The following is a 24,237-nucleotide window of genomic DNA, read 5'->3' on the forward strand; positions in this document are numbered from 1 at the left end:
AGCAGCGGGCAGAGGGTCCGGGTCAATCGAGAGAAGAGGTTCCATGTCCAGTCATCGCCAAAGGATCGTCGGGGTAATCACAGTGGGGGCCCTGGCCCTGACCGCTTGTGGAGGAGCAGGCGCCGGGAGCGGCTCCGAATCCTCGTCAGACGTGGTCCTCGGCTGGAGCGGCCCCTTCTCAGGGCCTCTTCAGAGTCTGGCAGAAACAAACCAGGCAGCGATTGAGATGGCTGTCGACCAGGTCAACGAGGACGACGGCGTCGACATCAAGCTGGTTGTCAAGGACGACGCCCTGAGCGCGGAGAAGGCCGTCACCCAGGCCAAACAGTTCATCAGCGAGGACAAGATCGACGTGATGATGGGGCCTGCGGTGAACACCCCGTTCCTGGCCGCCCAACCCATCTACCACAACGCCGGTCTTGTCCAGCTTCTGGTGGGAACGGCCGCCACCGGCATCACCGACGAGTATCCCAACACCTGGCGGCTCTTCTTCGACGGGGACGCGGAGGCGCGCCTCATCGTGGAGCGGCTGCGCGACCACTACGGGTCCACCAAGATCGCCATCCTCGCCGAGAACACGGGATCCGGACTTCCCGGTGCCGATTCTCTGGAGAAGGCGATCAACGAGACCGATGGCGTCAGCCTCGCGACGAAGCAGCTCTTCGCGACCGACAAGCCAGACCTCGGCGGATACGTCGATGAGATCGTTAAGAGCGGCGCCGACGGCATCGCCTTGTGGTCAGTGGGAGGGGCGAACACAGCCAACGTAGTCAAGGCCCTCGCGGCTGCTGGTGTCACCACCCCGGTGGTGGGTGACATCGGCGCGGTCTTCAAGGCGACCCCTGAGCTCGCCGGTGACGCGTTGGGCCAGGTCACCTTGGATGCGGCGACCTTCAACACCGAGCTCTACGCCGAGGGTGCCGAGCCCGACCCCAAGGCGGTTGCGCTGCGCGACGAGGTCAAGTCTCGGCTCAACGTTGACGAGCTGCCCGACGCCTTCCACCTCGCTCTGATGTATTACAACGCCGTCCACGTCTTCAAGGAGGCACTGAAGCGCTCTGACGGCAAGACCGATCCTGACGCGTTGCGCGCGGCGCTGGTGGAAGGCGACATCATGACCCCCCTGGGCGACGTCTACACCTTTTCGGAGGACGATCGAAACGGATACGCCCCGGAGAACCTGAGCTTCGCCTCGATCGCCCCTGGCAGCTACAACGACGGCTTCTGGGTGCGGGCGGAAGGTGCCCCGGGGGAGTGACCGGCCGAGGACGACGACAGCACCACCGACTCTGCAAGGACGACTAACCGTGACCGACATCGTCAACACTGTGATCAGTGGACTATCGCTGGGAGCGACCTACGCGTTCATGGCGCTCGCATTCGCATTGATCTTCTCGACCACGAAGGTGTTCAACCTCGCCCAGGCTCAGTTCCTGGTCCTGGGCGGGTTGCTCGCTCACACGCTCCTGGTGGAGAGAGACTGGCCGTGGCTGCTCGGTGCGCTGCTGATCCTGCCCGTCGTCGCCATCATCGGGTTCGTGCAGGAGGTCGTCACCATTCGGCCGATCAAGGTGGGCTACAACTGGATCCTCACCACGCTCGGCGCGAGCTTCCTGCTCCAAGCCGGCTTCGCGCAGATGTACGGCGCAGAGCCCTACCCCGTGGATTCGTTCGTGGGGTCGACGGCGCAGCACCTGGGCGGCATACGCTTCGTGCCGTCGCAGGTCCTCGCTGGTGTCGCCGTTCTCGTCCTGGTAACCGCCATCGAGCTCTTCGCGCGCCGCACCAGGCCGGGCACGGCGTGGCGTGCTACTGCCCAGAACCGCGACACAGCTGCGACGCTCGGCATCAACACGCGCCGGATCGTCACGATGGTGTTCCTTGTGGCGGCCGCCGTCGCGGCCCTTGGCGGCATCTTGACGGCGCCGACCACCTACGCTTCGGCGTACGGCGGCGACCTCATCAGCTTCATGAGCTTCCTGGCCATCGCGATCGGTGGCATGACGACGACGATGGGCGCCGTGATCGGAGGCTTTCTGCTAGGTCTACTCGAGGCGTTCAGCCTGGACCTGATCGGTGCACAGTTCAACCTCGTCATGGTATTCACCGTCGTGCTGGCATTCCTGTTGGTAAGGCCGAACGGCTTGTTCTACGCCGGCGAGAGCCGGGTGGTCTGAGGTGCGTGTGACTCAAGATGTCCAGGTGACCGACCCCTTCGAAGGGTCGACCGCCGATGCAACGGAGACGGCGGGCCCGGCGCCGCGCTGGACCCTAGCCAGAGTCATGGGCCCAGTTGTTGCTGTGGTGACGGTGGGGGCGGCACTCCTTGTGCCGCTGACGGGCAATCTCTATTACATGGACCTCGTCCAGCTGATCGCGCTCTACTACGTGGTGGTTGCGGGGCTGAACGTGGTCTCCGGTTACGCCGGGCAGCTCTCGGTCGGTCATGGCGCCCTTTTCGGTGCGGGTGCCTACATCTCCGCGATCCTCACCACACGCTACGACCAGCCGTTCTGGGTCGGTTTTGTGGGAGCAGTGGTGGGCGTCCTCGTGATGGGGCTGATGCTGGGCGTGCCGTCCCTTCGTCTCGCACACCTGTACTTCGCGATGATGACCCTGGGGTTCGCGATCGTGTTCAGCCAGGTGCTGCTCAACTGGCAGGCCGTCACAGGCGGGTACCTCGGGATCATCGGTGTGCCGCCAGTGTCGCTGTTCGGGCAAGACCTTCGTGGCGACCAGCTCTACTACTTCATCGTCGGATTCGCGGTCGTAGCCGGACTGCTCGTCACCCTTGTGCTGCGTGGCCGTCGGGGCTTGTGGTGGCGAATCGTTCACGATGACGAGGTTTCCGCTCGGGCGATCGGCCTCTCCCCTTCTCGTTCGAAGTTGACCGCGTTCGCGATCTCCGCCGTGCTGGCAGGCGCCGCGGGAAGCGTCTACGCATCCTTCATCCTCGTTCTTCAGCCAGACACGTTCGACCTGCACCTCGGGCTCGTCCTGCTCGTCATGATGCTTCTCGGGGGCAGCGGTAGCCTGTGGGGACCCCTGATCGGGGTGCCGCTCATGCTCCTGATCGACAACCTCGCGCCCAGTGGGACGGCGACGTACGCCGTGGGCGCCGCGCTGATCGTCCTCACCATCCTGATGCCGCGAGGCGCGGCCGGACTCGTCGCTGTGCTCTCGGACCGCATCCAGGAACGACGCATGGGGTCGGTCGTGACGGCTGTTCCGAACATCTCCGGCCCGAACGAGCGCCAGCCCGTGCCTCGCGACTCCGCAACCATCCTCGAGGGGTCAGGCCTGAAGAAGCGTTATGGGGGAGTCGCGGCCCTGGACGGAGTCGACCTGGTGGCCCGCGCTGGCAGCGTGCATGCTGTGATCGGGCCCAACGGATGTGGCAAGACAACGCTACTGAACGTGCTCCTAGGCCTGGCCAGGTCCGAGGAGGGGGCCGTACGGTTGGAAGGTGAGGACGTGACCCGTCGTTCAGCGCAGTACGGCGCGCGCCGGGGGATCGGCCGGACGTTCCAGCAACCCCGGCTTTCGCCGGAGCTCACCGTGTGGGAGAACGTTTACGCTGCCGCGACTGCACCCGGACCCGAGGGCGACCCGGCCCGTCGCGCCCATGAGGCGCTGGCCACGGCCGGTGTGACGCATCTGGCACACCGCAAGGCGGCGGACATCCCGCACGCGATCCTGCGTTTCGTCGAGATCGCTCGGGTTCTTTCTCGTCGCCCGACCGTCGTGTTGATGGACGAGCCGGCTGGCGGCCTCACCGGGGAGGCGCTCTCCAGCCTCGGGGCGCTGATCGCCACGATGCGCGCTCAGGGTGTCGCGATCGTGCTCGTCGAGCACAACGTGCCCTTCGTGATGGGCGCAGCCGACGAAGTCAGCGTCATGGAGAGCGGTCGCATGATCGCGCATGGCGGACCCGCGGAGATCCGACGGAACCCGGCTGTCATCGCGGCCTACCTAGGGAGTTGACGTGCTCGAGATCCACGACCTGCACGCAGGCTATGGCCGGACCGAAGTCCTGCACGGGGTGACGATGACCATCAAGTCGGGAACGATCGTGACGATGCTCGGCCGCAACGGCGCCGGCAAGTCGACGACTCTCAAGGCGATCACGGGCCTGCTCAAGGCGACGTCGGGATCGGTGACCTTCGACGGAAAGGACATCACGCATGCCAAGCCCCACAAGGTCGCCCGCCTGGGTATATCCCACGTTCGGGAAGGACATCAGATCTTCCCCGCGCTGACGGTCATGGAGAACCTGTCGATGGGCGCTTTCCTCAGATCTGGCGACGAGAACGTCCAGGCTGATCTGGACCGCGTCATCTCCATGTTCCCTGTGCTGAGGCGGAAGTCGAATGCGCGCGGGGCATCGCTGTCGGGTGGCGAGCAGCAGATGCTTGCGCTCGCTCAGGGGCTCATGATGTCGCCCCGCCTCCTGATCTGCGACGAGCCGTCGCTCGGGTTGGCGCCGATGGTGGTGCAGGAGATCATGGACGCCCTTCTGTCCTTGCGGGAAGGCGGCATCACCGTCCTACTCGTCGAGCAGCGGGTGAATCACGCGTTGGCGATCAGCGACCACGTGTACGTATTGGATGACGGAGCGGTGCGCCACGAAGGTCCGGCGGCCGAGGTGAGGGAGTCCGACGTCCTGCTCGACAGCTACCTCGGCAGCGTGCAGTGACCTTCTCGGCCCACACTCCGGCGACTAGGTGACCACGGACGTGGCCGATGAGATGCCGGCCGGGCACCGGTCGGAGGAGGGTGACGGCGTGCTTGCCGCGATTTCAGCGCTGAACGCCGGTGAGTCGCAGGTCGCCCATGCAGTCCGACTGGCGAGGGTGGTGCGCAGCACGGAGGAGGAGGCGACCGAGCGCGTGGAATTGCTGCGGCGCGTCCTTGCCATCGACTCCCGGGTAGCCCGTCAGACGGGTCTCGATGTGGCCAGCGATCCCGAGATCGAGGTCCGGTCAGCAGCACTGGGCGTCCTCGCCTCAACCACCGGGAGCGAGGACGACTTGGCGCGCCTGCTGTCCTTGGCTGCTGACTCGCGCCAACCCGAGCACCGGGCCCTGTTACAGGTCGCGATAGACGCCATCGAGAACCCTGATCCCCACGAGAGCATCGCCCTTCTTCTGCGGCTAGTGGACGTGCAGCCGGCTGGCAGGACGGTCAACCTCGAGACTCTGGTGCCGCTCCAGATGCATCGTTCTCAGCTGATCCGTTGGGTCAGCAAGGCCTGGACAAGGGCCGCCGACCACAAGCAGCCCGCGCGGTTCCTGGACGCGGCGCTGGTGGTGGGAGGCCTCGTGGTCGACCAAGTCGTCCTCCGCGCATCGTCGCGTTCCGGAGACGTCGGCGTTGAGCCACGAGAGATCGAGCAGATCACGTACTCGCTTCGCGACCGTCCATCGGCCATCCAATTGGCAGGCCGCCCAGCACTGCTCGGCCTGTTCCCATGGTTCGCTGCTCTCGCCGAACTGGACACGATGGCGCGCGTCGGGGCCGCGGTACGGCGGCCGAGGATGTCGTTGCTGGGTGCCAGCGACATCGCGGGTGCCACGGCCGCGCTACAACCCTTGGTCGATGGGTGGCTCACCGTCATGCAGGACTGATCGCGAGGCGGGCCAGGTCGAGCCGTGCTCCGTCACGTGGGCGACGGTCATACGTCCGGGCAGCTTGTCATCGTGCCTCTGCGGCGGGACCGGCCGTCGACGGCATCCGGCCACCGAGGCGAGCTGTGGCCCGGCTGGCGGCCTCCACCAGTTCCGCCCCGGTCCGGCGGAGGACCGCCCCCGTGATCGTCGCAGGGAAGCCGTAGAGGCTGAACTGCAGCACCGTCCCGTCCCGGGTGAAGACCGGCGCGCTCATGGAGCGCACCTCGTACTCCGCGGTCGCGTCTACGTCGGATGGCGCCCAAGCGCTCTGACGGAGGTGGGCCACTGCGTCGTGAAGCTCGGCGTCGGGGGGAAGCATGGTGCCGTCGACCCGCTGGAGGCTTTGTTCGACGCCGGCGTAGGCGGAGTCCCCGAAACCGACGAAGTAGCCCTCGGTGCGGATGTGGTCGAGGGTCTCGAGCCATTCTTCGGCGACGATCGAGTCGTGCGGGGCTGAGCCGCCGAACCAGCCGGATTCCTGCAGGTCCGGCGTCCACGCGGCGATGGGTGCTCCGAGAGGGGCGACGAACGGCATGCGCCGTCCGACACGCGAAAGCTCAGCGCCCGCGCGTTCCGGCGCGGCTCCGGCCAGCAGCACGAACTCATCGGCGATCCGGGCTCCGGCGAGGACCTCGACGCGCAGCTTTTCAGCGAGAGACGTCATCTCGTCGCGGATCTGATCGATGCCACGAAGGTGGCTCATCATGGTCAGGTCGCCGGTAGCGAGGGAGAGGGGGGTGAACCGGCCGTACCCGCCGCGGAAGAAGAGCAAGGGCAGGCTGCCGCTGTCGATGGCCAGGTCCTCGACGCGGGCGAGCACCAAGTAGTGATCGCCAGCCTCCTGCACGCTCTCGATCCGGCAGTCGATCCAGGCGACGGCGCCGTTGATGATGGGCGAACCAGTGCCGGATAACCGCCAGGACACATGTCGGAACTTGTCGTCTGACTTCATTGCGAAGTTCCGACAAAGGGACTCCTGGTCCGCGCCCAGGACGCTGACGCAGAACGCCCCACGCTGCTCGATCCGTGGCCAGCTCGTGGATGTCTTGTCGGGGTAGAAAGCCACCAACGGAGGATCGAGAGACACGCTGGTGAAGGAGCCGATGGTCATGGCGATCGGTGGCCCATCGGGCTGAGTCGCAGAGACGACCACAACTCCCGTCGGGTACTGCCCGAGCACGCGTCGGAAGTCAGCCGGCGTGAAGTTCTGTGCGCTGGCGCCCGGTGAGTTGTGCTGAGTCATGCGGTCACGCTATCCGGGCGGCACCTGGCGCACAGTGGCGCTTTGCCACAGCGTCAAGCTCGATGATTGGGGCGATGCAACTGCGTGAGCAAGGGCCCGTCCGGATAGCACTAGGTGGGGTGCCGAGAACAGGGCGCCCGTCCCTGCTACAGAAGGGTTCGCCATGCGTCGAGTCGTCACCGCCACGGGTACGGACGGAAAGTCTTACGTCGTGCAAGATGGTCTGCCATCTGTGCTCTTCCAGTTCCCCGACCAGTCGCACCCGGAGCAGGTGTCTGCCGTCCGAGTCGACCATGTGCCTGAGGACCTGCCCCCAGGTGCCGGCGTGCTGGCCGAGCTGTGGTCCGCACCCGACGCGTCGTACCACGACGGGAGGGCGGACCCACTGGTCGAGGTCGATGCCTGGCGGATCAGCTGCCCGCCTGGCGCCTCGCGCTTCCGCACCAGCCTGTTCAGCGCGGGTCGCGAGACGGCGATGCACAGGACCAGCACGCTGGACTACGACTTCGTGCTGCAGGGGAGCGTCACGCTGATTCTCGACGATGGGAGCGAGACGCACCTGCATGCCGGTGACGCCGTGATTCTCCCTGGGACGGCACACGCGTGGCGGGCCGGTCCCGAGGGGTGCCGCCTGGGTGTGGTGATGATCGGCACGGAGCCTCCCCCCCGGGGGGACGTGACGGCCGGCGCGCTCCAGCTGCCTGTGGGGCGGCCACCAGAAACTCCAGCAACCTTGGGGCGCTGAGCCGATTCACTCGACCGGCGGCAGACCTAGTGTCCAGCGCAAGGTTCTCGTCGGCTTCGTCACAGGGGCTACGCAAACCTCCACCACTTCCCCAAGAAAGGGACTTCAAGCATGCGCATCGGCACCTTCCACCTCATGTCCACGCCTCCGTGGTCGAACCCGCACGACGTCATCGCCCAGCACATCGACCAGGTGGTGGAGGCGGACCGCCTTGGCTTCGACACGGCCTGGGTCGCTGAGCACAACGTGCGCGACTACGCGCTCGGGGGCAGCATCACGGTGACCATGGCGGCCATGGCGCAGGCGACGAAGCGGATCCGCATCGGAACGGCGGTAGCGCGGCTCCCGCTGCACCACCCACTGCACCTTGCCGAAGACCTGGCATTCGTCGACAACGTCTCTCGAGGGCGTCTCGATTTCGGTATCGGCAAGGGCTACGACGACCTGGAGTTCGCGAGCTACGGGGTCCCCTTCGAGGAGCGGTTCGAGCGCTGGGAGGAGGCTTATGAGGCCATCACCCAGATGTGGCGCACCGGCCGCACCGAGTACAAGGGCCACTTCAACGAGGTCCCCGATGCGCCCCTCTTCCCGCTGCCCCAGCAGAAGCCCATGCCACCGACGTACGTGATGGTGGTGAAGAGCGAGGAGTCGATCAAGTGGGCAGCCGAGCGGTTGTACCCCTTCGTGATCGGCCAGGGTCCGACGTGGGACGAGGTCCGCGACCGGCTCAAGCTGTTCGTTGACACCGCCAGTGACGCAGGCTTCAGCGACGAGGAGGTCCAGCACGCGGCGTCGCGCTGCTGGCAGCTCAAGCAGGTGCACGTGGCCGAGACGACGGAGATCGCGATCGAGCAGTACCGGGAAGCCTTCACGTGGTTCTTCGGCGCTCTGCACAACCGCACCATGTTCGGCTTCCCGAACGAGAACAGGGACTACGAGTGGTTCCTCGACCACCGCTCGTTGCTGCTCGGTTCCGCGGAGAAGGTCAAGAGCGACCTCTTGGAGTACCGGGAGTACACCGGCATGCAGAACGTCGCTGCGTGGTTCAACTGCGGCGGGCAGCCCCACCAGCAAGTCCTTCAGTCCCTCAACGACTTCGCCGAGAACGTCATGCCGGCGCTGAAGGCGTGATGGACCGATGACGACCGCATCGCACGACCAAGAGCGCGACGGCAGGGGCCACGAGCCGGGTCTGTGGTGGGTGCCGGACGCCAATCGCGACTGGGACCAGACCGACCGTCCAGCTCGCAACCTCGGGAAGGTGACGTTTCACGACGTGACCCTCCGCGAGGGCGAGCAGGGATACGGTGTGATTCTCAGCGCTCCTGAGATGGTGCGAATCGCCGAAGAGCTGATCCGGGTCGGCGTGCCCCGACTCGAGATGTGGCCCATCCTCTCGCGCGAGAACACTCAAGCGCTGACTGAGATCTCGGCACTCAGCCCGGATCTGGCGACCTATGCACTGGTGCGGCCGGGTTTCAAGGAGGACCTCGATCTGGCCCACCAGTGTGGGGCGGACGGTGTCATGGTCTTCACCCTGTCGATGAACGACTGGATCGCCCGCCACGCCCTCAACAAGGACGCCGACCAGATCGCCGACGAGATCGTCGAAGGAATCCGCCTCGCCAAGGAGGCGGGGTTCAAGGTCGTCTGCGGACCCGGTGACGCGTTTCGCACGCCCGTCCACCGGCTCAAGCGTCTCTTCACCGAGGCCGTCGAGGCGGGATGCGATTCCGTCAGCGTCAACGACTCCCTGGGTCAGTGCCTGCCGAGCACCTTCGAGAGGCTGACGCGTGAGGTGCGCGGCTGGGTCGGAGACCGGGTCGACATCGAGACTCACTGCCACAACGACTACGGCATGGCAACGGCAAACACCCTCGCTGGCATCCAGGGTGGTGCCGACATCGTCGAGTGTGCGATCAACGGCGTTGGCGAGCGTGCTGGCAACGCTTCCTTGGAGGAGGTGGCGGTCGCGGCCACCATCCTCCTCGGCGCCGACACCGGCCTGGATTTGAGCCGGCTGTTGGAGATGACCGAGCTCGCCAGCGACGTCATGGGTCGTCCAGTGCCCGTCAATAAGGCGGTCACCGGGGTATCCCTGCACCACATCTGGACCTCGCTGCACGCTGCCTGGCGGGAGCGAGTCGGCGCGGCGGGCCGGCCGGAGGCGTGGACTCCGTTCGTGCCGTCGGTCATCGGCAGGGAGGGCTACCAGGTGGACCTCGGCCCGATGGCCGGAAAGAACTTGATCCGGATGAAGCTCATCGAGCTCGAGCTCGACGCCCCTGAGGAGGCGCTGGCGCTGATCCGGGACCGGGTCAAGGACGAGGGGCGCGTCCGCAAGGCTCCGGTGCCCGTGGCCGAGTTCAAGCGCATCGTGGCCGAGGTGCTTGAGCAGACTGGTGCTGCTCAGGACATGGGGGTCGCCGTCGATGGGGAATGAACCAGGATCTGTGCCGTCCGCACAGGTACTGCGTAGCCTGCTCTCGCCCAAGTCCGTCGCTGTGGTGGGCGCGTCGGACTCGCGCTTCACCTTCAGCGGAGCACCGCTGCACAATCTGTCGGTGCACGGCTTCACCGGATCCGTCTACCCGGTCAACCCAAAGCGGGATGAGATCGGCGGCCAAGAGTGCTACCCGTCGGTCCTCGACATCCCTGAGGCGGTGGAGACCGCCGTGATCACCGTGCCCGCCGCAGCTGTGGTCGACGTCCTCGAGCAGTGTGAGCGACGGGGAGTGTTGTCGGCCACGGTGGTGAGTGCTGGATTCGGGGAGGACGGTGCCGGGCCCGACGGACAGGTGCGTCAGCGCCGGCTCGATGAGTGGCTCTCCGGGTCCCGCCTACGGGTGCTCGGACCAAACACCGCAGGCCTGATCAATCTGCTCGACGACTATGTCCCGAGGGCCGCGGCAAACCATCTGGAGGGCTCCCGCTTGCGGGCGGGCTCCGTTGCGCTGTTCACGCAATCAGGCGCTTGCAGCAACATCGTGTTCAACCGAGCCCAGGCCAATGGAGTTGGGATCGGCGTCATGGCAGCAACCGGCGGCGAATGTGACATCACCGTGTGGGACTTGGTCGAGCACTCTTTGCATGATGAGCGCGTCAGCGTCGTCATGGTCGTGATCGAGGCGCTCGGGGATCCTCAGCGGATCCGTAAGGTGGCGGCCCTGGCGCACTCGCTACGCAAGCCCGTCGTGCTGCTCAAGTTGGGGTCCAGCCCGCTCGGCAGCGAGGTCGTGATGACCCACTCCGGAAGCATCGCCGGGGACGAGCAGGTAGCCCGTGCGGCCTTTGAGCAGTGGGGAATCGTCCAGGTCGACGACTTCGACGCCTTGTGGCAGGTCGCGCGCCTCTTCGAGGCCTGGGGTGCGCCGACCGGCCCGACTGGTCGGCTCGGCGTGTTCGCGTTCTCCGGCGGGGAGGCAGCGCTCATCGCCGACCACGCCAGCGACACCAGCCTTTCGCTGCCGGCGGTGAGCGAGGCCTTCGACCAGAACATTCGCGAGGTACTGGGCTTTGCCAAGGCCGCCAACCCCTTCGACGCGACCGGTGAGCTGGTCGGCCGGCCGGAGAAGCTGGTTCCAGTCCTGAACAGCTTCCTCGACGACAATGAGCTCACGGAGGTGCTCGTGGCCACGCCGGTGTATCGGGCAGAGGCCGCGGAACGCGTGCTCCCTCAGCTCGAAACCCTGTTCCGCGACCGTGGCGACAGCGGTCCGCGCGTGGCGTTCTCCATGTGGCCGGCCGGTCCACTCACCGAGCTGCAGGCAGAGCTGCTGTCCGCGACGGGCTGTCCTGTGCTTCCGGATTCGACGCGAGCCGTCCACGCCATCGACCGCTACTCGGGCTGGTTGAGCGGACTCGACAAGCCGAGGGCCGCCCCGGAGACAGCCGCGTCGCTGAGTGCCACGGTGCCGGCGCCGCGTTTGGGGGCGACGTACGCGGAGGTACGGGACTGCCTGCGCGAGCTCGGAATGCCGTTCGCCCCTGGTGGACACACAACGAGTGCCGACGAGGCCGTCGCCATGGCCCGCGAGATCGGCTTCCCCGTGGTGATGAAGGGTGATGTGTCCTCCACCATGCACAAGGCCAAGGCCGGTCTGGTCGCCGTCGGCGTGGCAACCGAGGACGCGGTGCGAGCCCGCTATTCCGAGCTGGCGGCCCTGGCCGCGGCGCACGGCGGCCAGGGGGTCGTGGTCGAAGCGATGGTGTCCGCTTCGCTGCAATGCTTCGTCGGTGCCAGACGCGATCCTGACTTCGGCACCACACTGATCTTCGGCCTCGGTGGCTCAGCGGCGGAGTTCCTGGACGACACCGCGCTTCTGGTGGTCGACGAGGAAGCTGATGTGGGAGAGCTCCTGCTCGGCACCAGGGTGGGGTCGTTCATCCAGGAGGAGTACCCGAAGGTGGCTATGTCCCTCACCGAGATGCTGGCGGCAACCGCCGCGTGGTTCACCGCCGAGCCCGCCGTGGAGGACGTCGACCTGAACCCGGTCATGGTTGACGTGACGTCGGGCACAGTCACCTGCGTCGACGGCCGCGTGCTCGTCCGGGAGGCATGATGGAGCTCGGACTGAAGGGACGGCGGGCGCTGGTCACGGGCGGCTCAAAGGGACTGGGGCGCGCCATCGCGCTCGAGCTGGCACGCGAGGGTGCCGCCGTCGCGATCTGCAGCCGCAACCGTGCAGAATGTGACGCGGTCGTTGCCGAGCTGCGGGCCCTGGGAACCACAGGATGGGCCTATGAGGCCGACGTCACCGTGGGGTCCGACGTCGACAGGCTCGTCGAGGAGGCGGCATCCGAGTTGGGTGGCCTCGACATCCTCGTCAACAACGCGGGAGGGGCGCGGCCAGGCACGTTCGAAACCCTGACCGACGAGGACTGGCAGATCGACTTCGACACCAAAGTCGGCTCGATCATTCGCGTGTGCCGCGCTGCCCTGCCACACCTGCGGGCTTCATCCGCGGCGCGCATCGTCAACATCGGCGCCGTGCAGGGCAAAGCGCCAGACCCGACCTTCTGTTCCACCAGTGCGCTTCGAGCCGCGGGGAACAACCTGACCAAGGTTCTTGCCCAGCAGTACGGACCGGAAGGCATCCTCGTCAACGCTGTCAACATAGGCCTCGTGACGACCCCGCAGTGGGCGAACATCCGCCAGCGCAAGGCTCCGCACCTGACGGCGGACGAGTTCGCGGCGACCCTGACGGCGGACGTTCCGTTGGGACGATTTGGCCGTGACGATGAGGTGAGCGGCGTGGTGACGTTCCTCGCGTCAGATCGTGCCAGCTACGTCACTGGCGTCCTCATCGACGTCGCGGGCGGGATGGGCCGATACGCGTGAAGGCCGTCCTGGTCCGCTACCGGTACGCCGACACGGAGCTGCGCGCTCGGCACAGGGCCGAGCACGTGGATCGGCTGCGCGGTCTGGCGAACGATGGTCTCGTGCTCGTGGCTGGTCCGGACGTGTCTGACGAGGGCGCCGTGCTGGTCTTGCTGGTGCCCGACGTGGACGCGGCCACCGCGGTGATGGACGCAGACGTTTACCTGCAGAGCGGCGCGGTGACGTCTTACACAGCGGACGCGTTCGTTGCTGTCGTGACTTCGCCAGCTCTGTCCGGATAGGGGTTCGGTCCGAGCGACCGCTCGGGTGGGAGGTTCTGCGCCCGGTACAGCGGGAAGAGGCGCACGGCGAGATGGGCCGCGAAGGATCGCTCGGCGAAAATCTCGTCACCCAGGATGCTGCGGATTTGACGGAGCCGGTAGTCGAGCGTGTTGATGTGAACCGTGAGGTTGCGTGCCGCCGTCTTACGGTTGCCATTGGCCTCGAGGAAAGCTGCGAGAGTCTCGACCAGCTGGGTGCCCTTGCGCTTATCGTGTTGGATCAGCGGGCCGAGCTGTTCTTCGACGTAGGTTTCGACTTCATTGGCGCCTCGGAAGATGTCCAGAGCCCGTACGTGGTCCCAGACGTGCACCAAGACGTCCGGCTGCAACACCTCTCCGACCCGCCGAGCGCGCGTCGCCTGCTCGGCGCTCGGCAGCACCCCGGCGAGGCCGGCGGTGGGGATCGAGATGCCGGCCCGGAGAGTCCCGTTGAACTTGCCGCTGAGCATCCGGGTCAGCAACTTTGCCAAGTTGCTGACGGCATCGCCAGGCACCAGAACCGTCAGAGTGTCGTCGTCGCGCTGTACCTGAAGAGCAAACGGCAGCACAGATCTGAGAACTGTGCCGAGCATGGGGAGGAGTTCGGGGCCCGAAGCGTGCCGCATGGGGGTGGCGCGAGCACTTGGCGCGAAGCTCACAACGGTATACGTGCGCGCGAAGTCATAGCCATGCACCGGAGCCATGGGGACCTTGGCGTCCTCTAGGCGAACTTCGCCTCGGAACAGCTGCAGCAATAGTTCTACTGTGTAGTCACTTTCAGTGGCCGACATGGAACGCTGCTCCTCGAGATACGCCCGCTCGGCAGCTGTCGTCATCTGATCCGCGAACTCCATCGTGATCGAGGCAACCATGCCTGCATCAACGGGGTCCACCCTCATCAGCGCGTGCTCAAGGAGGATCCGAGCGCCCCGGCGGAACGCGGCGTGGAGATCCTCCAGGCCGACGGACTGGTGCAAGCGGCGGCGTGCGACCTGCTCGAACTCGGCGATCTCGTCACTGGAGGGGAGCTCGAGCGTGGCGAGGGTGGCGTAATAGAGATGCGCATAACGGCGCCAAGCTTCGAGCACGTCAGACTCGACGTCCTTGCCGGAGTGGGCAACGACGTGCGGCAGCGCGTACATCGTCTCATCGACGAAGGTGTCGATCATTTCGCGGGAGGGGGGATCGAACTCCCCGCGCCAGCTATGCGTCATCGAGGCACCTCGCTCGCTCCCGACGTGAGCCCGTGCTCCGCTCGGGCGCACGGATTATACCCCGCGCAACCGACGCGGCGCCGTTGCTCCCGCACCACTCTGGGGTCCACAAACGCCGCAGGCCTGGCGACGGAGAAGGTCGAGGTCGTCTGCCCACCCCCTCTGTAGCACGACGTCTGGCGTGAATGTCGCCGTGCCCCGAGTGAGTTGCGCGGGACGCGCAGGAGCAGGTGCTCTCGGTCCGCCTGCAGCCCGCGATCTCTGGATCGCCCAGACGGGCAGCGGGCGGAAAGTGGCCCGTCTCTGGGTCCGGGCAGTCGAAGGTAGCCATATGCATAGATCCTTTGCGGTTCAAGAGCTGCAACTAATCACTATGACTAGTTAATGACAGGCTCCGCAGATAAAGAGCGCAATTTGTGGACGATATGGCCACCGCTGAGCGCAGCGCAAGCGCGATTTCGTCACAGTCACAGCCGCTGGACTTTGCCGCAACCGAGGCGCGCACGGTGCACCCGCTGCGACCCCCTTGCAGCGTGAGCACGCCCGGACGCGCGATCCGGCCATCTGCAGCCATCGTGTACCCCTTGCGTGCACGTCTTCTCGGGCCGTGACACGGCGGGGCTTGCGGGGAGTCGTGTTCCTGCGAAGTGCGCGCGAGCCACCCGAGCCTCGGGGTAGGCTCACGACCAAACAGGCCGCCGAGATCCTGGGAGTCACGCCGGCCACCGTGCACCGCCACGCCGGCAGCCTCCAGACGCACCCGGGTGTGCAACTGTGGGTCAAACGCCTCGGCGTGCCCGAGCCCCGTCCTCGCCGCGACGGAGCCCTGGTGGATCGCCGCCATCACCTGCTCGGCAAGCAACCCGACGAAACTGGACGGCACCGACGACCGATCGGGGACCAACCGGACAAGTTCTTCGACGCGGCCCACCGCGATGCGCGTGTTGCGCTCAAGATTTCGCGGGCACCGACGCAACGATCAGGCATCTTCTTCGGCGATCAGCTCTGCACCGCGCCAGCCGAGCGCCATCGTTGGTGCTGCGGTGTTGCCTGAGACCTGGATCGGGAAGGAGGAGGCGTCGATGACCCGCAGGCCGGACACTCCGCGCACACGCAGCCGGAAATCGATCACGTCGTCGTCGTTGGGACCCATTCCGTTGGCTCCGATGGCGTGGTAGATCGTGGCGCCGGGATCCTTCGCGTATGCGAGTACCTGCTCGTGCGTGGATACGGCTGGCCCTGGGAACTCCTCTTCCTGGATGAGGTCGACGATCGGCTCTGCTGCAAACACCTCACGAGCCTTGTCGAGCAGCCGCGACCCCACCCGCTGGTCCTCCTCGGTCTCCAGGTAGTGCGCATCGATTTCCGGCAGCGCATCGGGGTCCGCAGAGGTGACGTGGATGGTGCTGGTCGTGGTCGGCGTGATGCCGTAGGCCAGGAACATCACCCCGGAGTGCTTGGCCAGCTTGACCGAGTCGAAGCTGGTGGCGTCCAGGGCCAAGGGCACGAACAGACCTTGGATGTCGACGTGGTCGGCGTGCTCGGGCGAGGACGCGATGCCGGCAAGGATGTTGTAGCCCGCGTCGGAGACCGGACCGCGTCGGGTGAGCAGGTACTTGAAGCCCTCCCAGCCCTGCTTTGGCAGGGTGTTGAGGTCCTCGGTTCTCCCGACGGGGCGTTTGAACTTGACCTGCATGGTCGCCCCGCGCTGCTCGATCGCACGCTCGCCCACGTTGGGGCTCTCGACGCGGAGGCGGATGCCGGCGCGCGACAGAACGTCTCCGCGCCCGATGCCGGACCGCTCGAGCAGCATGGTGCTCTCGATGGTGCCGGCCGAAACCAAGACCTCGCGGCGCGCCCGGACCTCGATCTGCTGACCGCGTCGCCGTGCGCGTACGCCGATGACCCGGTTGCCGTCGAAGAGCAGCTGGCCGACCCGGGTGCGGTTCAGCACCGTCAGGTTGGCACGGTGGCGGATCGGGTGGAGGAAGGCGCTGGCGGCCGAGACCCGCTTGCCGTTCTTGATGCTGGACGGGGTCATGCCGATCCGTTCACCGGACTCGGCGTTGGTGTCCGCAACAACCTTCATCCCGATGGAGCGGGCCGATTCCAGCACCAGCTTCGCGGCCTCGTCGACCTCGGGTAGCGAGATGCCGTAGGGGCCACCGGCGCCGCGCATGGGTGACGCTCCGAGCTGGTGGTCCTCCATCTGCAGGTAGATGGGCAGCATGTCGTCCCACCCCCAGCCGGGGTTGCCGAGCTTGACGAGCTTGTCGTAGTGCTGCTTGGAGCCGCGGGCGTACATCATCCCGTTGACGCTCGTGGAGCCGCCCAAAACCTTTCCACGCGTCCAGGACTCGCCCGTCCCGTCAGCCTTGAAGGGCTTCGTCGGGTACTGGTAGGTGTAGCGATCGCCGTTCAAGGTGAAGTAGAAGCCCTTGGGGATGTACAACATGGGGTTCAGGTCCCGTCCGCCGTACTCGAGCAGCAGGACTGAAACCGTGGGGTTCGCCGTCAACCGGTTCGCCAGCACCGACCCGGCAGCGCCGGCCCCCACGATGATGTAGTCATAGGCATCCTGAACCACGAGACTCGCTCCTTTGGGCATTCACGACCTCACCGATCTGGTGCAGTGTCGATCTATCCCCAGCATAACGGAACTCAGTCCCAAAACAAGGTTCAAGATTCAACTGATGACCTCGTCCAGCCACCCTTGGAGCGGTTGGAGGATGGCGTGCAGCTCGCGCTCGATCTCGTCCAGGACCCTCTCGGTGCGCGCTTCGCGGCCGGTCAAGCGCCGCAGCAGAGACCGAATGAGTGCTTGGGTCGTCCCGCCCACCATGGCGGCGAGGACCTCGCCCCGCTCGCCGGGAAGCCGCGTGGCGGCGAACTCGGTTACGACAGTTGCCCACCGGGACCAGCGCACAGCTTCCTGCTCCTCGAGAGCCAGCTCCTCTTGCGCCACGAATCTCAGGAGCCACACGCCCTGAGGGTCCCCGCTCTCGCGCAACGCCTCCATGACCCCGCGAATGATGGCCATCGTCAACGGTTCGTCGGACGGTTGCTTGGCCAGGGCGGCCGCCAGATGTTCGAAGTGGTCATCGAAGGGCAGCCAGAGGACGTCGGCCTTCGTGCGGAAGTACCTGAAGAACGTGGATCGCCCGATTCCCGCAGCGGCCGCGATGTCATCGACCGTCGTCTGCTCGAAGCCGTGTGCCAAGAAGAGCTCAACGGCCGCCGCCTCCACGGCTTGGCGCGACGACACCCGGGGACGGCCAGGCGGGCGAGTAGCTGCCACGTCTCTCCTGCATCGATTCGTCTGCTGAGGTTCGGTCACTTCATCATCGGGTGAATGCAGCGGGCCGCGATGAATACGCGACCGCGCGCGAGTCCAAAGATCTCGCCGATCTCCCCAAGTGTGCCCGCCATGATGCCTCAGGTGTGCCAGCGCGCTCCGGCCCGTCAGCCGCTCGTGGTACAGCCGTACCGCACCCTGCCGGAACTCCCCGTTGTCCCTCTTTGGGTGCCGACACGGACCTCACGAACGGGTGACAGGTTCGGTTAGGCCGCCTGGATGGCGGTTGGCGTCATGATCAACTGGGATCTGAGGGGCGATCCGGGAGCACGGTTAGCGCGGCAAAGGTACGTGGGTTGACAGTCTGGACGTAACCCCGTCTTAAAGGCATGCAGCTAGTTGTGGCCCACAACGGCGTGGGATCGGTACGGCTGTTCAAGCCGAGTGACCTCCTCCTCGGTCAACGTGACGTCCACCGCGGCGAGCGCGTCCTCGAGATGTTGAAGCCGCGTGGCACCGATGGTTGGGGCCGTCACACCGGAGCGGCCGATCAGCCACCAACGGTGGCCGACGGCACGCCAGGAGAGGGCTGGTGCCGCTTCGGAAGGACTTCATACGTCCTCGCGGTGGCGGGCGAAGGGGCAGGTGGGGGAGCCGGTCAACGACCCGGCTGAGATCCTCCTGGCCACCGGGGCTTTCCTCGGGGAATGGGCGTCCATCCGATTCCAGCCTGCTTGTCCCCTTCCGGCGGCTGGCCCAGGCCCGTCCGGCTCGCCGGGGTCGGGCCAAGGGTGCCTCCCCGAAACCAGACTGGACGGCCACCCTTGTCCGGTTCGGGTGCGCAGACGTTGCCTCTCTTGTACTCAGGAGCCGAGCAGGTCGGCCCCACCGACAGGAAAGGCGCCTCGGTGTCCCCGACAACGGTCCCGCCCGAGTGGGACGACAACGACATCCTGCTATTCGACGAGTTCTGCTCATACACCTGCACTTCGCGGCGCACAGTTCGTGACTGGAGGCAGCGTGGCCGCGGACCCCACTGGTGGCGCTTCAACGGCACCGGCCAGCTCTACACAACAGTGGCTGAGCTACGCCGCTTCCTCCGGGGTGGAGGGCTGTGACAGTGGCCGGCCAGGAGCGGTACGGGACGGGAGGCGAGCTGCCGCGGTGGTTGAGCATCGAAAGGGCGGCCGGCCTGTTGGACGTGTCCACCAAGACGATCCGCCGCCTGATCGCGTCGGGCGACCTGCCGGCCTACCGGTGCGGAAAGCGCGGGATCCGGATCAAGACCACGGATCTCGAGTCGATAATGCGCCCGATCCCGTCGGCGAAGTTGGGCTGAGCGATCAGGCAACTCGCGCAGGAGGTCTCTTCGGAGTCGACGCGATCGGCACTGCAACACATCCCGCCCGCGGGACTCTGGAGGGTCTCAGCCGTCAATGAGGTCGCCGGCTGGCGTCCACCGCACCCTCGCGTGCAGCCGAGTGGGCAATCGCGACGAGTTGAACTTCCGCGTCGGCCGCCGGGCATGAGAGGGGCAGCCGGGGAGCCTTGTGAGGCTCTTGCTAGAGCCGGTGGCTTCAGAACGAGCGCCGAGCTCACCGTAAGCCGGCCGATTCCCTCGTCGACCCGAGAGCGGCAGCCGACCTCTCCCGAGACTTCCCAGGTCGCCCAGTGCGATGCGCAGGATCATGAAGCCGGTTTCGCGGTGGCTGGCTGGCCTACTCGCCGGTCCAGCCGGCGGCCTCGGAGCGCTTGCGAGCAAGCTCAGCGAGCCGGCCGCTGGCGGCGTGTTGGTAGCGCTGGGCGGCCTGGGTGGTCGAGTGGCCTGCCAGGGCCATGAGTTCGGCCAGGGTCGCGCCGTGCTTGGCGGCCTCGGTAAGCGCCCCGTGGCGCAGGCCGTGGAAGGTCAGGTCCTCGCGGCCGGCCACGCGGCGTGCTTCGTACCAGCCGTGGCCCTTGCGTCGCACGGCGCCGTCCTTGGCCACGATGGCGGGTTTGCCGTAGAAGGCGGACGGGGCCATGTGGCCGCCGTTCTTCGCGGGGAACAGCAGCCCGTCCTTGCCGGGTTCAGCGTGCTCGAGCAGGTGTGTGCGGACGGCGGGGAGCAGGTGCGGGGGGATGGGAACGTCTCGCACCCCCGCGGCGCTCTTGGGAGCCTTGGCGACTACGCCGGCGGACTTGGAGCGGATGACGCCGCGGCGGACGCGGAGGACCGCGTTCTTGGTGTCCACGTCGCCGCGGCGCAGCTCGGCCAGCTCGCCATACCGCAGCGCCGTGCCGTCGGCCAGGAGGACCATGAGCTGCAGTCGCTCGGGCATCGCGGCGACAATGGTGGCGATCTCGGTAGCGGTCGCGGGGCGGATCTTCTTCGCGGGACTGGTCGAGCCGCCCCCGCGGATGCCGCACGGGTTGAAGGGGATGAGGGCCCGGCCGTTGTTCGCGGTCGGGTCAGCAGCGGTAGCGAGGATCGCCCTGAGCAGGGAGTACATGTGTCCCTGGGTGGTCGGCTTGCCTGCGGCGGCGGTGTCGTACCACTTGGCTACCTGCTCGGGGGTGATCGCTTTCAACGGCAGCTCCCCGAAAGTCGGGAGGATGTAGCGGTCGAGCAGGTGCTGGTAGTGGTCGCGGGTGAGGTCCGCCAACGGCTTGCCCTTCACTTTCCGGGCGGCCATCCAGCGCGGCGCGTATTCGCTGAGGGTGGGCAGCTTGGCCCTGCGCTCGGCGGCGCGCTCGGCGGGGGAGGACCAGACGCCCGCGGTGATCAGGCGCCGCTCGTCGGTGAGCCAAGCCTCGGCGTCGACTCTTGCGTCGAAGGTGTGCGGGGCGTTGTGGCGCAGCGGCTCGCCGTTCTCGTTGCGGCGGCCGTCGGGATCGGCATACCGAGCGCGGTACCGGCCGCTTGGGAGCTTGGTGATCTGCCCGAACCTGCGCCGTTCGTTGGCCATCCGATCCCCCTGCCGTGTCCACTACGTGTCCACCAGAAGGGTATCCGTGTCCATAGATGTCCACCACGGACCAGCGATAATGTTTCGTAAAACCGCAGGTCAGCCCGGGAAACCGCAGGTCAAATCCAGTGTCGTCGATCGGCGGGCGTACTGTTTCAAACCCAATATCGCCCACCGAAAACAATTAGCGCCTGACCTGCCAATGCGCCAGATTGGGGGCTGTTCGGATCGACTCGCGTGTGCACTAGGTGTCCATGGAGAGCCTGTCTTCACCCACCCCAAGGCCGAGGGATCAGGCACAGAGAATGCGGCCGATACCGGAACTCGCTGATATCGGTAATTCTGGTCAGAATCCGACGCGCCCTGAAGGCGTAGAAGTTGCCCACCCGGATCCTTCCAGTCGTGGTCGCCTCGTGCACAAGCAGCAAGGAGATCAGAAAGCCCGACAAGACGAGGTACACGTGAACACCCACAAACCCGCCGAGCCCGCTGCGGGGCTTGTCCCGATCGCGACATCGGTGTTCGCCGCGACGCGGCTGCCGCTCACCCGGGTGGTCGACGACGTCAGCTCGGCGGCTCTGTTCACCGTCCACGGTTTACCGGGACGGCTCGCACATTCCCAGACCTGGGCCCACTGGTCGCGGCCGAGCTCGGATATCTGCTCAACCTGGACGCCCGTCCGGCGGACTCGCGTCAGGGCCTTACGTCGTGGCCCCATCCAGCTCGGCACCGGTTTGGTCAGGCGCTGCGCAGCGTGACGCTGACATCGCGCGTCAGGTCACGATGGGCAGCGGCCAATGCCTCGGCCTCGCGGCGCGGAAGGAACCCGGTGTCGAGCCGGCAGTCGTGGCACACGCAGACGGCTCTGTGTCCCAGGTGCACGACCTCCACCATGTGAGGGTGACAGGCATTGGTGCCGAGGCCGTGGTCGTGATCGCGTCGATGCGCGGCCGCCCTCGTGCATGCGGCGACTTCTGTGACTATGTCCATCGGATGCTGCTCCACTGTCGTCCCCCCGTCGCTTCCCCGACCCCAGTCCCATCCTGTGGTGTGGAGCCGTCGTCAACATTTCCCTCCAATTAGAACCACGCGACGCCGCCAATTATTCGGATTTCGAGGCGGGTCGCCGAAACGATTTGCGACTGTGCTGGTCGGGCTACTCGGCGCCCACCCGCGAGGACTATCTGGGACCTCGCTGATATGACGGAAGGCGGCTCGCGCGGTGTCACGGCAGGCGAGCGCACGACTGCCGTGCTGGCGCTGTGGAGGTCGTCAGCGGCGTGGGGTGACGCCTCGAGTCACGCGATGACCTAAACCGGTCTGCCCTGCTCGAGCTCGCCGCCTCATCCGGTGGTACGGCGCCGATGAGCCGGCAACGGGTCCACCCGACCGGGTCGCACGATGATGAACGGACGATTCGGCCCGTCGCCGAGCCAGATCCCAGGCCCGGCGGGCCGCACGTAAGGAGTTGAGGGGACGACTGGTGCAGCGGCGGCCTCACTCGCGGTGGTGGGAGCCGTATCCAGCGCCCGTCGGTAGGCGGCTGTGAGGCTGTCGAACTTGCCGGCGGCGTCGGCGGCGTCCGACAGGTCCGGATGAGTCGTCCTCGCCAGTCGACGGTAGGCCCGGATGACCGCATCGCGGTCGGCGCCCTCGTCCAGTCCGAGCAGCGCCAGCGCGGCTTTGAGGGTCAGGTTCTCAGCTCCCATCGACACCCCCTCCTCAGCCTCAATTGTCCCTCTGCCATGGGCCAGACGCACGCCAGTGACCGGTGACATTTCGCCTCAGCTCGGCGGAATGGCGGGGCTGCTCAGGGGTACCGGACCCAGCGGCGGGTCGCGTCAGTCACCGCCGGGACCCGCCCAACATGGCCGCTAGCGAGGCGGCAAGTCCAGGGAGGTGATACCGGTGACAGTCTTCTCCGAGCCGTTCCGGGAGATGGACCGGCTGACCAGGCAACTGCTCGGCCAAGGAGCCGCCGGGCAGGGACCGCGGTGGATGCCGATGGACCTCTATCGCGAGGGTGACCACTTCGTGGCCAACATCGATCTGCCCGGTATGGACCCCGGCTCGATCGACGTCGACGTGGAAGGAAGCACCCTCACGATCCGCGCCCGGCGGACGCTGCGTGGTGAGAACGCCCAGTGGCTCAGCCAGGAGCGACCCTCCGGCACGTTCATGCGCCAGATGACGCTCGGCGAGGGAGTCGACATGGAGAGCATCCATGCGCACTACGAGCACGGCGTGCTGTCCTTGACGATCCCGGTCGCAACCGAGGCCAAGCCCCGCAAGATCCAGATCGAGAGCGGAGGCAGCCAACCGCAACAGATCGGCCAGTCGGATCAGTCGACAACACAGGGCCAGGGCACCGGCGAGTCGTCCGGCCAGTAGGCAAGGCCAGGTCGCACCGATCGCACCATCGAGGAGGTTGACGACAACCAACTGTCCAACGAGATCGACAAGCCGCGCCGCATCGAGATCAGCAGCGGCTGACCCCGAACACCACCCGTTAGTCCGGCCGGTCGGTTCAGCCGACCGGCCTGCGTCATGCGGCATCGCCGTACGGACTGCCGCCTCGCCTCGCGTCGACCCATTCGTCGAAACGCTCACCATACGAAGTGCTCACCGTTGACATGTGACCAAATGGTCACCTATCGTCGAGACGTGGACGAGGTATTCAAGGCCCTTGCGGACCCGACCCGGCGCGAGCTGCTCGACGCCCTGTTCGCCCAGGACGGTCAGACCCTGACCGCCCTGGAGGAGCGGGTGCCGATGACGCGCTTCGGGGTCATGAAGCACCTCAAGGTCCTGGAGGAGGCCGGCCTCGTCGTCTCCCGCAAGCGCGGGCGCGAGAAGCTGCACTTCCTCAACCCCGTCCCGATCCGGCTCATCCACGACCGCTGGGTGAGCAAGTACGCCGAGCCGTGGGCCTCCGCGCTCACCGAGCTCAAGACACAACTGGAGGACACCCCATGACTACCAACGTCACCACCGTCTCGTTTGCCCAGGGCACCGCCCCGGTCGGGGACACCGCGGTGTTCGAGATCTTCATCAAGACCACTCCCGAGCGGCTCTGGGAGGCCATCACCGACCCCGCGATGCGAGCGAAGTACAGCTTCGGCGTCGAGACGCGGTCGGACTGGACGACCGGCTCGTCGTACCACGCCCGTGTGCCGGGAGGCATCGACATCGCCCAGGGTGAGAACCTCGTGGTCGAGCCGCCCCGCCTGCTCGTGCAGTCGTTCACCGCTCTGTGGAGCGACGACGTGAAGGCGCAGGGCACCACCCGGGTCACCTGGGAGATCGAGCCGGTCGGCGACTCCTGCCGGCTCACGGTCGTGCACGACCAGCTCCCGGAGGAGGCGAACGCCGAGCTGTACGGCGGCTGGCCCATGATCCTCTCGGGTCTCAAGACGCTGCTGGAGACCGGGCAGCTGCTCACCACCCCCGGCTCGCTGATGCACGCCCAAGGCTGAGCCCGGTCGG

General features: G+C 66.5%; 22 protein-coding genes. 15 read left to right on the forward strand and 7 right to left on the reverse strand.

Annotation, left to right across the window (positions count from 1 at the left end; all coding sequences use genetic code 11):
* The first annotated feature begins 151 nt into the window (after window positions 1-151).
* Genes DDE18_RS04570 through DDE18_RS04590 form a run of 5 tightly spaced genes read left to right on the forward strand, consistent with a single transcriptional unit; the run spans window position 152 to window position 5,627 of the window.
* Complete coding sequence (locus DDE18_RS04570; protein ID WP_165821034.1) at window positions 152-1,258, forward strand: ABC transporter substrate-binding protein; 1,107 nt, start codon at window positions 152-154, stop codon at window positions 1,256-1,258.
* Between the two features lie 49 nt (window positions 1,259-1,307).
* Window positions 1,308-2,177 (forward strand): branched-chain amino acid ABC transporter permease, encoded by an 870-nt coding sequence (locus DDE18_RS04575; RefSeq protein ID WP_116571083.1) that lies wholly within the window; start codon window positions 1,308-1,310, stop codon window positions 2,175-2,177.
* Between the two features lie 25 nt (window positions 2,178-2,202).
* Window positions 2,203-3,984 (forward strand): branched-chain amino acid ABC transporter ATP-binding protein/permease, encoded by a 1,782-nt coding sequence (locus tag DDE18_RS04580; protein ID WP_133241155.1) that lies wholly within the window; start codon window positions 2,203-2,205, stop codon window positions 3,982-3,984.
* Between the two features lies 1 nt (window position 3,985).
* A complete protein-coding gene (locus DDE18_RS04585) occupies window positions 3,986-4,696 on the forward strand; it encodes an ABC transporter ATP-binding protein (protein ID WP_116571085.1) in 711 nt (236 codons plus the stop codon).
* 40 nt (window positions 4,697-4,736) lie between these two features.
* A complete protein-coding gene (locus DDE18_RS04590; RefSeq protein ID WP_133241156.1) occupies window positions 4,737-5,627 on the forward strand; it encodes a hypothetical protein in 891 nt (296 codons plus the stop codon).
* Between the two features lie 67 nt (window positions 5,628-5,694).
* On the opposite strand, the gene DDE18_RS04595 is transcribed toward DDE18_RS04590, so the two are convergent.
* Window positions 5,695-6,912 (reverse strand): flavin reductase, encoded by a 1,218-nt coding sequence (locus DDE18_RS04595; RefSeq protein ID WP_116571087.1) that lies wholly within the window; start codon window positions 6,910-6,912, stop codon window positions 5,695-5,697.
* Window positions 6,913-7,075: 163 nt separating this feature from the next.
* Here DDE18_RS04595 and DDE18_RS04600 point away from each other — a divergent pair, with 163 nt between their 5' ends.
* The 6 genes from DDE18_RS04600 to DDE18_RS24210 all read left to right on the forward strand — a co-directional run bounded on the left by DDE18_RS04600 (window position 7,076) and on the right by DDE18_RS24210 (window position 13,279).
* The gene (locus DDE18_RS04600) at window positions 7,076-7,657 is read left to right on the forward strand and encodes a cupin domain-containing protein (RefSeq protein WP_133241157.1); all 582 of its coding nucleotides are present in this window, start codon (window positions 7,076-7,078) and stop codon (window positions 7,655-7,657) included.
* 111 nt (window positions 7,658-7,768) lie between these two features.
* Complete coding sequence (locus tag DDE18_RS04605; protein ID WP_116571089.1) at window positions 7,769-8,788, forward strand: LLM class flavin-dependent oxidoreductase; 1,020 nt, start codon at window positions 7,769-7,771, stop codon at window positions 8,786-8,788.
* Between the two features lie 7 nt (window positions 8,789-8,795).
* Window positions 8,796-10,100, forward strand: coding sequence for a LeuA family protein (locus tag DDE18_RS04610; RefSeq protein WP_116571090.1), 1,305 nt, complete (start codon window positions 8,796-8,798; stop codon window positions 10,098-10,100).
* A gap of 10 nt (window positions 10,101-10,110) precedes the next feature.
* On the forward strand, window positions 10,111-12,219 hold the full coding sequence (locus tag DDE18_RS04615; protein WP_165821035.1) for an acetate--CoA ligase family protein: 2,109 nt from the start codon (window positions 10,111-10,113) through the stop codon (window positions 12,217-12,219).
* On the forward strand, window positions 12,219-12,998 hold the full coding sequence (locus DDE18_RS04620; protein ID WP_116571092.1) for an SDR family oxidoreductase: 780 nt from the start codon (window positions 12,219-12,221) through the stop codon (window positions 12,996-12,998). Before DDE18_RS04615 ends, DDE18_RS04620 begins: the two co-directional genes overlap by 1 nt.
* Before the next feature lie 65 nt (window positions 12,999-13,063).
* Window positions 13,064-13,279, forward strand: a complete 216-nt coding sequence (locus tag DDE18_RS24210; protein ID WP_425437545.1) for a YciI family protein — start codon at window positions 13,064-13,066, stop codon at window positions 13,277-13,279.
* Here the strand turns inward: DDE18_RS24210 and DDE18_RS04630 are convergent.
* The 3 genes from DDE18_RS04630 to DDE18_RS04640 all read right to left on the reverse strand — a co-directional run bounded on the left by DDE18_RS04630 (window position 13,225) and on the right by DDE18_RS04640 (window position 17,758).
* Window positions 13,225-14,466, reverse strand: a complete 1,242-nt coding sequence (locus DDE18_RS04630) for a PucR family transcriptional regulator (protein WP_133241159.1) — start codon at window positions 14,464-14,466, stop codon at window positions 13,225-13,227. The two genes, DDE18_RS24210 and DDE18_RS04630, sit on opposite strands and share 55 nt — an antisense overlap.
* A 1,024-nt stretch (window positions 14,467-15,490) precedes the next feature.
* Window positions 15,491-17,098 (reverse strand): GMC family oxidoreductase, encoded by a 1,608-nt coding sequence (locus DDE18_RS04635; protein ID WP_211754406.1) that lies wholly within the window; start codon window positions 17,096-17,098, stop codon window positions 15,491-15,493.
* 99 nt (window positions 17,099-17,197) lie between these two features.
* A complete protein-coding gene (locus tag DDE18_RS04640) occupies window positions 17,198-17,758 on the reverse strand; it encodes a TetR family transcriptional regulator (protein ID WP_165821037.1) in 561 nt (186 codons plus the stop codon).
* Between the two features lie 1,168 nt (window positions 17,759-18,926).
* Between DDE18_RS04640 and DDE18_RS04650 the strand changes: the two genes are divergently transcribed.
* A complete protein-coding gene (locus DDE18_RS04650; protein WP_211754407.1) occupies window positions 18,927-19,145 on the forward strand; it encodes a helix-turn-helix domain-containing protein in 219 nt (72 codons plus the stop codon).
* A 379-nt stretch (window positions 19,146-19,524) separates the two neighbouring features.
* Here DDE18_RS04650 and DDE18_RS04655 read toward each other — a convergent pair whose 3' ends face one another.
* From DDE18_RS04655 to DDE18_RS04665, 3 genes are all read right to left on the reverse strand, one after another.
* Window positions 19,525-20,751, reverse strand: coding sequence for a tyrosine-type recombinase/integrase (locus DDE18_RS04655; RefSeq protein WP_116571098.1), 1,227 nt, complete (start codon window positions 20,749-20,751; stop codon window positions 19,525-19,527).
* Window positions 20,752-21,489: 738 nt separating this feature from the next.
* The gene (locus DDE18_RS22600; protein ID WP_133241160.1) at window positions 21,490-21,756 is read right to left on the reverse strand and encodes a hypothetical protein; all 267 of its coding nucleotides are present in this window, start codon (window positions 21,754-21,756) and stop codon (window positions 21,490-21,492) included.
* Window positions 21,757-22,094: 338 nt separating this feature from the next.
* Window positions 22,095-22,460, reverse strand: coding sequence for a DnaJ domain-containing protein (locus DDE18_RS04665; RefSeq protein WP_165821038.1), 366 nt, complete (start codon window positions 22,458-22,460; stop codon window positions 22,095-22,097).
* 229 nt (window positions 22,461-22,689) lie between these two features.
* On the opposite strand from DDE18_RS04665, the gene DDE18_RS04670 reads away from it, so the two are divergent.
* The 3 genes from DDE18_RS04670 (at window position 22,690) to DDE18_RS23305 (ending at window position 24,227) form a co-directional block, all read left to right on the forward strand.
* A complete protein-coding gene (locus tag DDE18_RS04670) occupies window positions 22,690-23,142 on the forward strand; it encodes an Hsp20/alpha crystallin family protein (protein ID WP_116571491.1) in 453 nt (150 codons plus the stop codon).
* A gap of 273 nt (window positions 23,143-23,415) precedes the next feature.
* A complete protein-coding gene (locus tag DDE18_RS23300) occupies window positions 23,416-23,727 on the forward strand; it encodes an ArsR/SmtB family transcription factor (protein WP_245916449.1) in 312 nt (103 codons plus the stop codon).
* Complete coding sequence (locus tag DDE18_RS23305; protein WP_211754409.1) at window positions 23,724-24,227, forward strand: SRPBCC family protein; 504 nt, start codon at window positions 23,724-23,726, stop codon at window positions 24,225-24,227. Before DDE18_RS23300 ends, DDE18_RS23305 begins: the two co-directional genes overlap by 4 nt.
* Window positions 24,228-24,237 lie beyond the last annotated feature (10 nt).

The organism is Nocardioides gansuensis (assembly GCF_003076135.1).
GTDB lineage: Bacteria > Actinomycetota > Actinomycetes > Propionibacteriales > Nocardioidaceae > Nocardioides > Nocardioides gansuensis.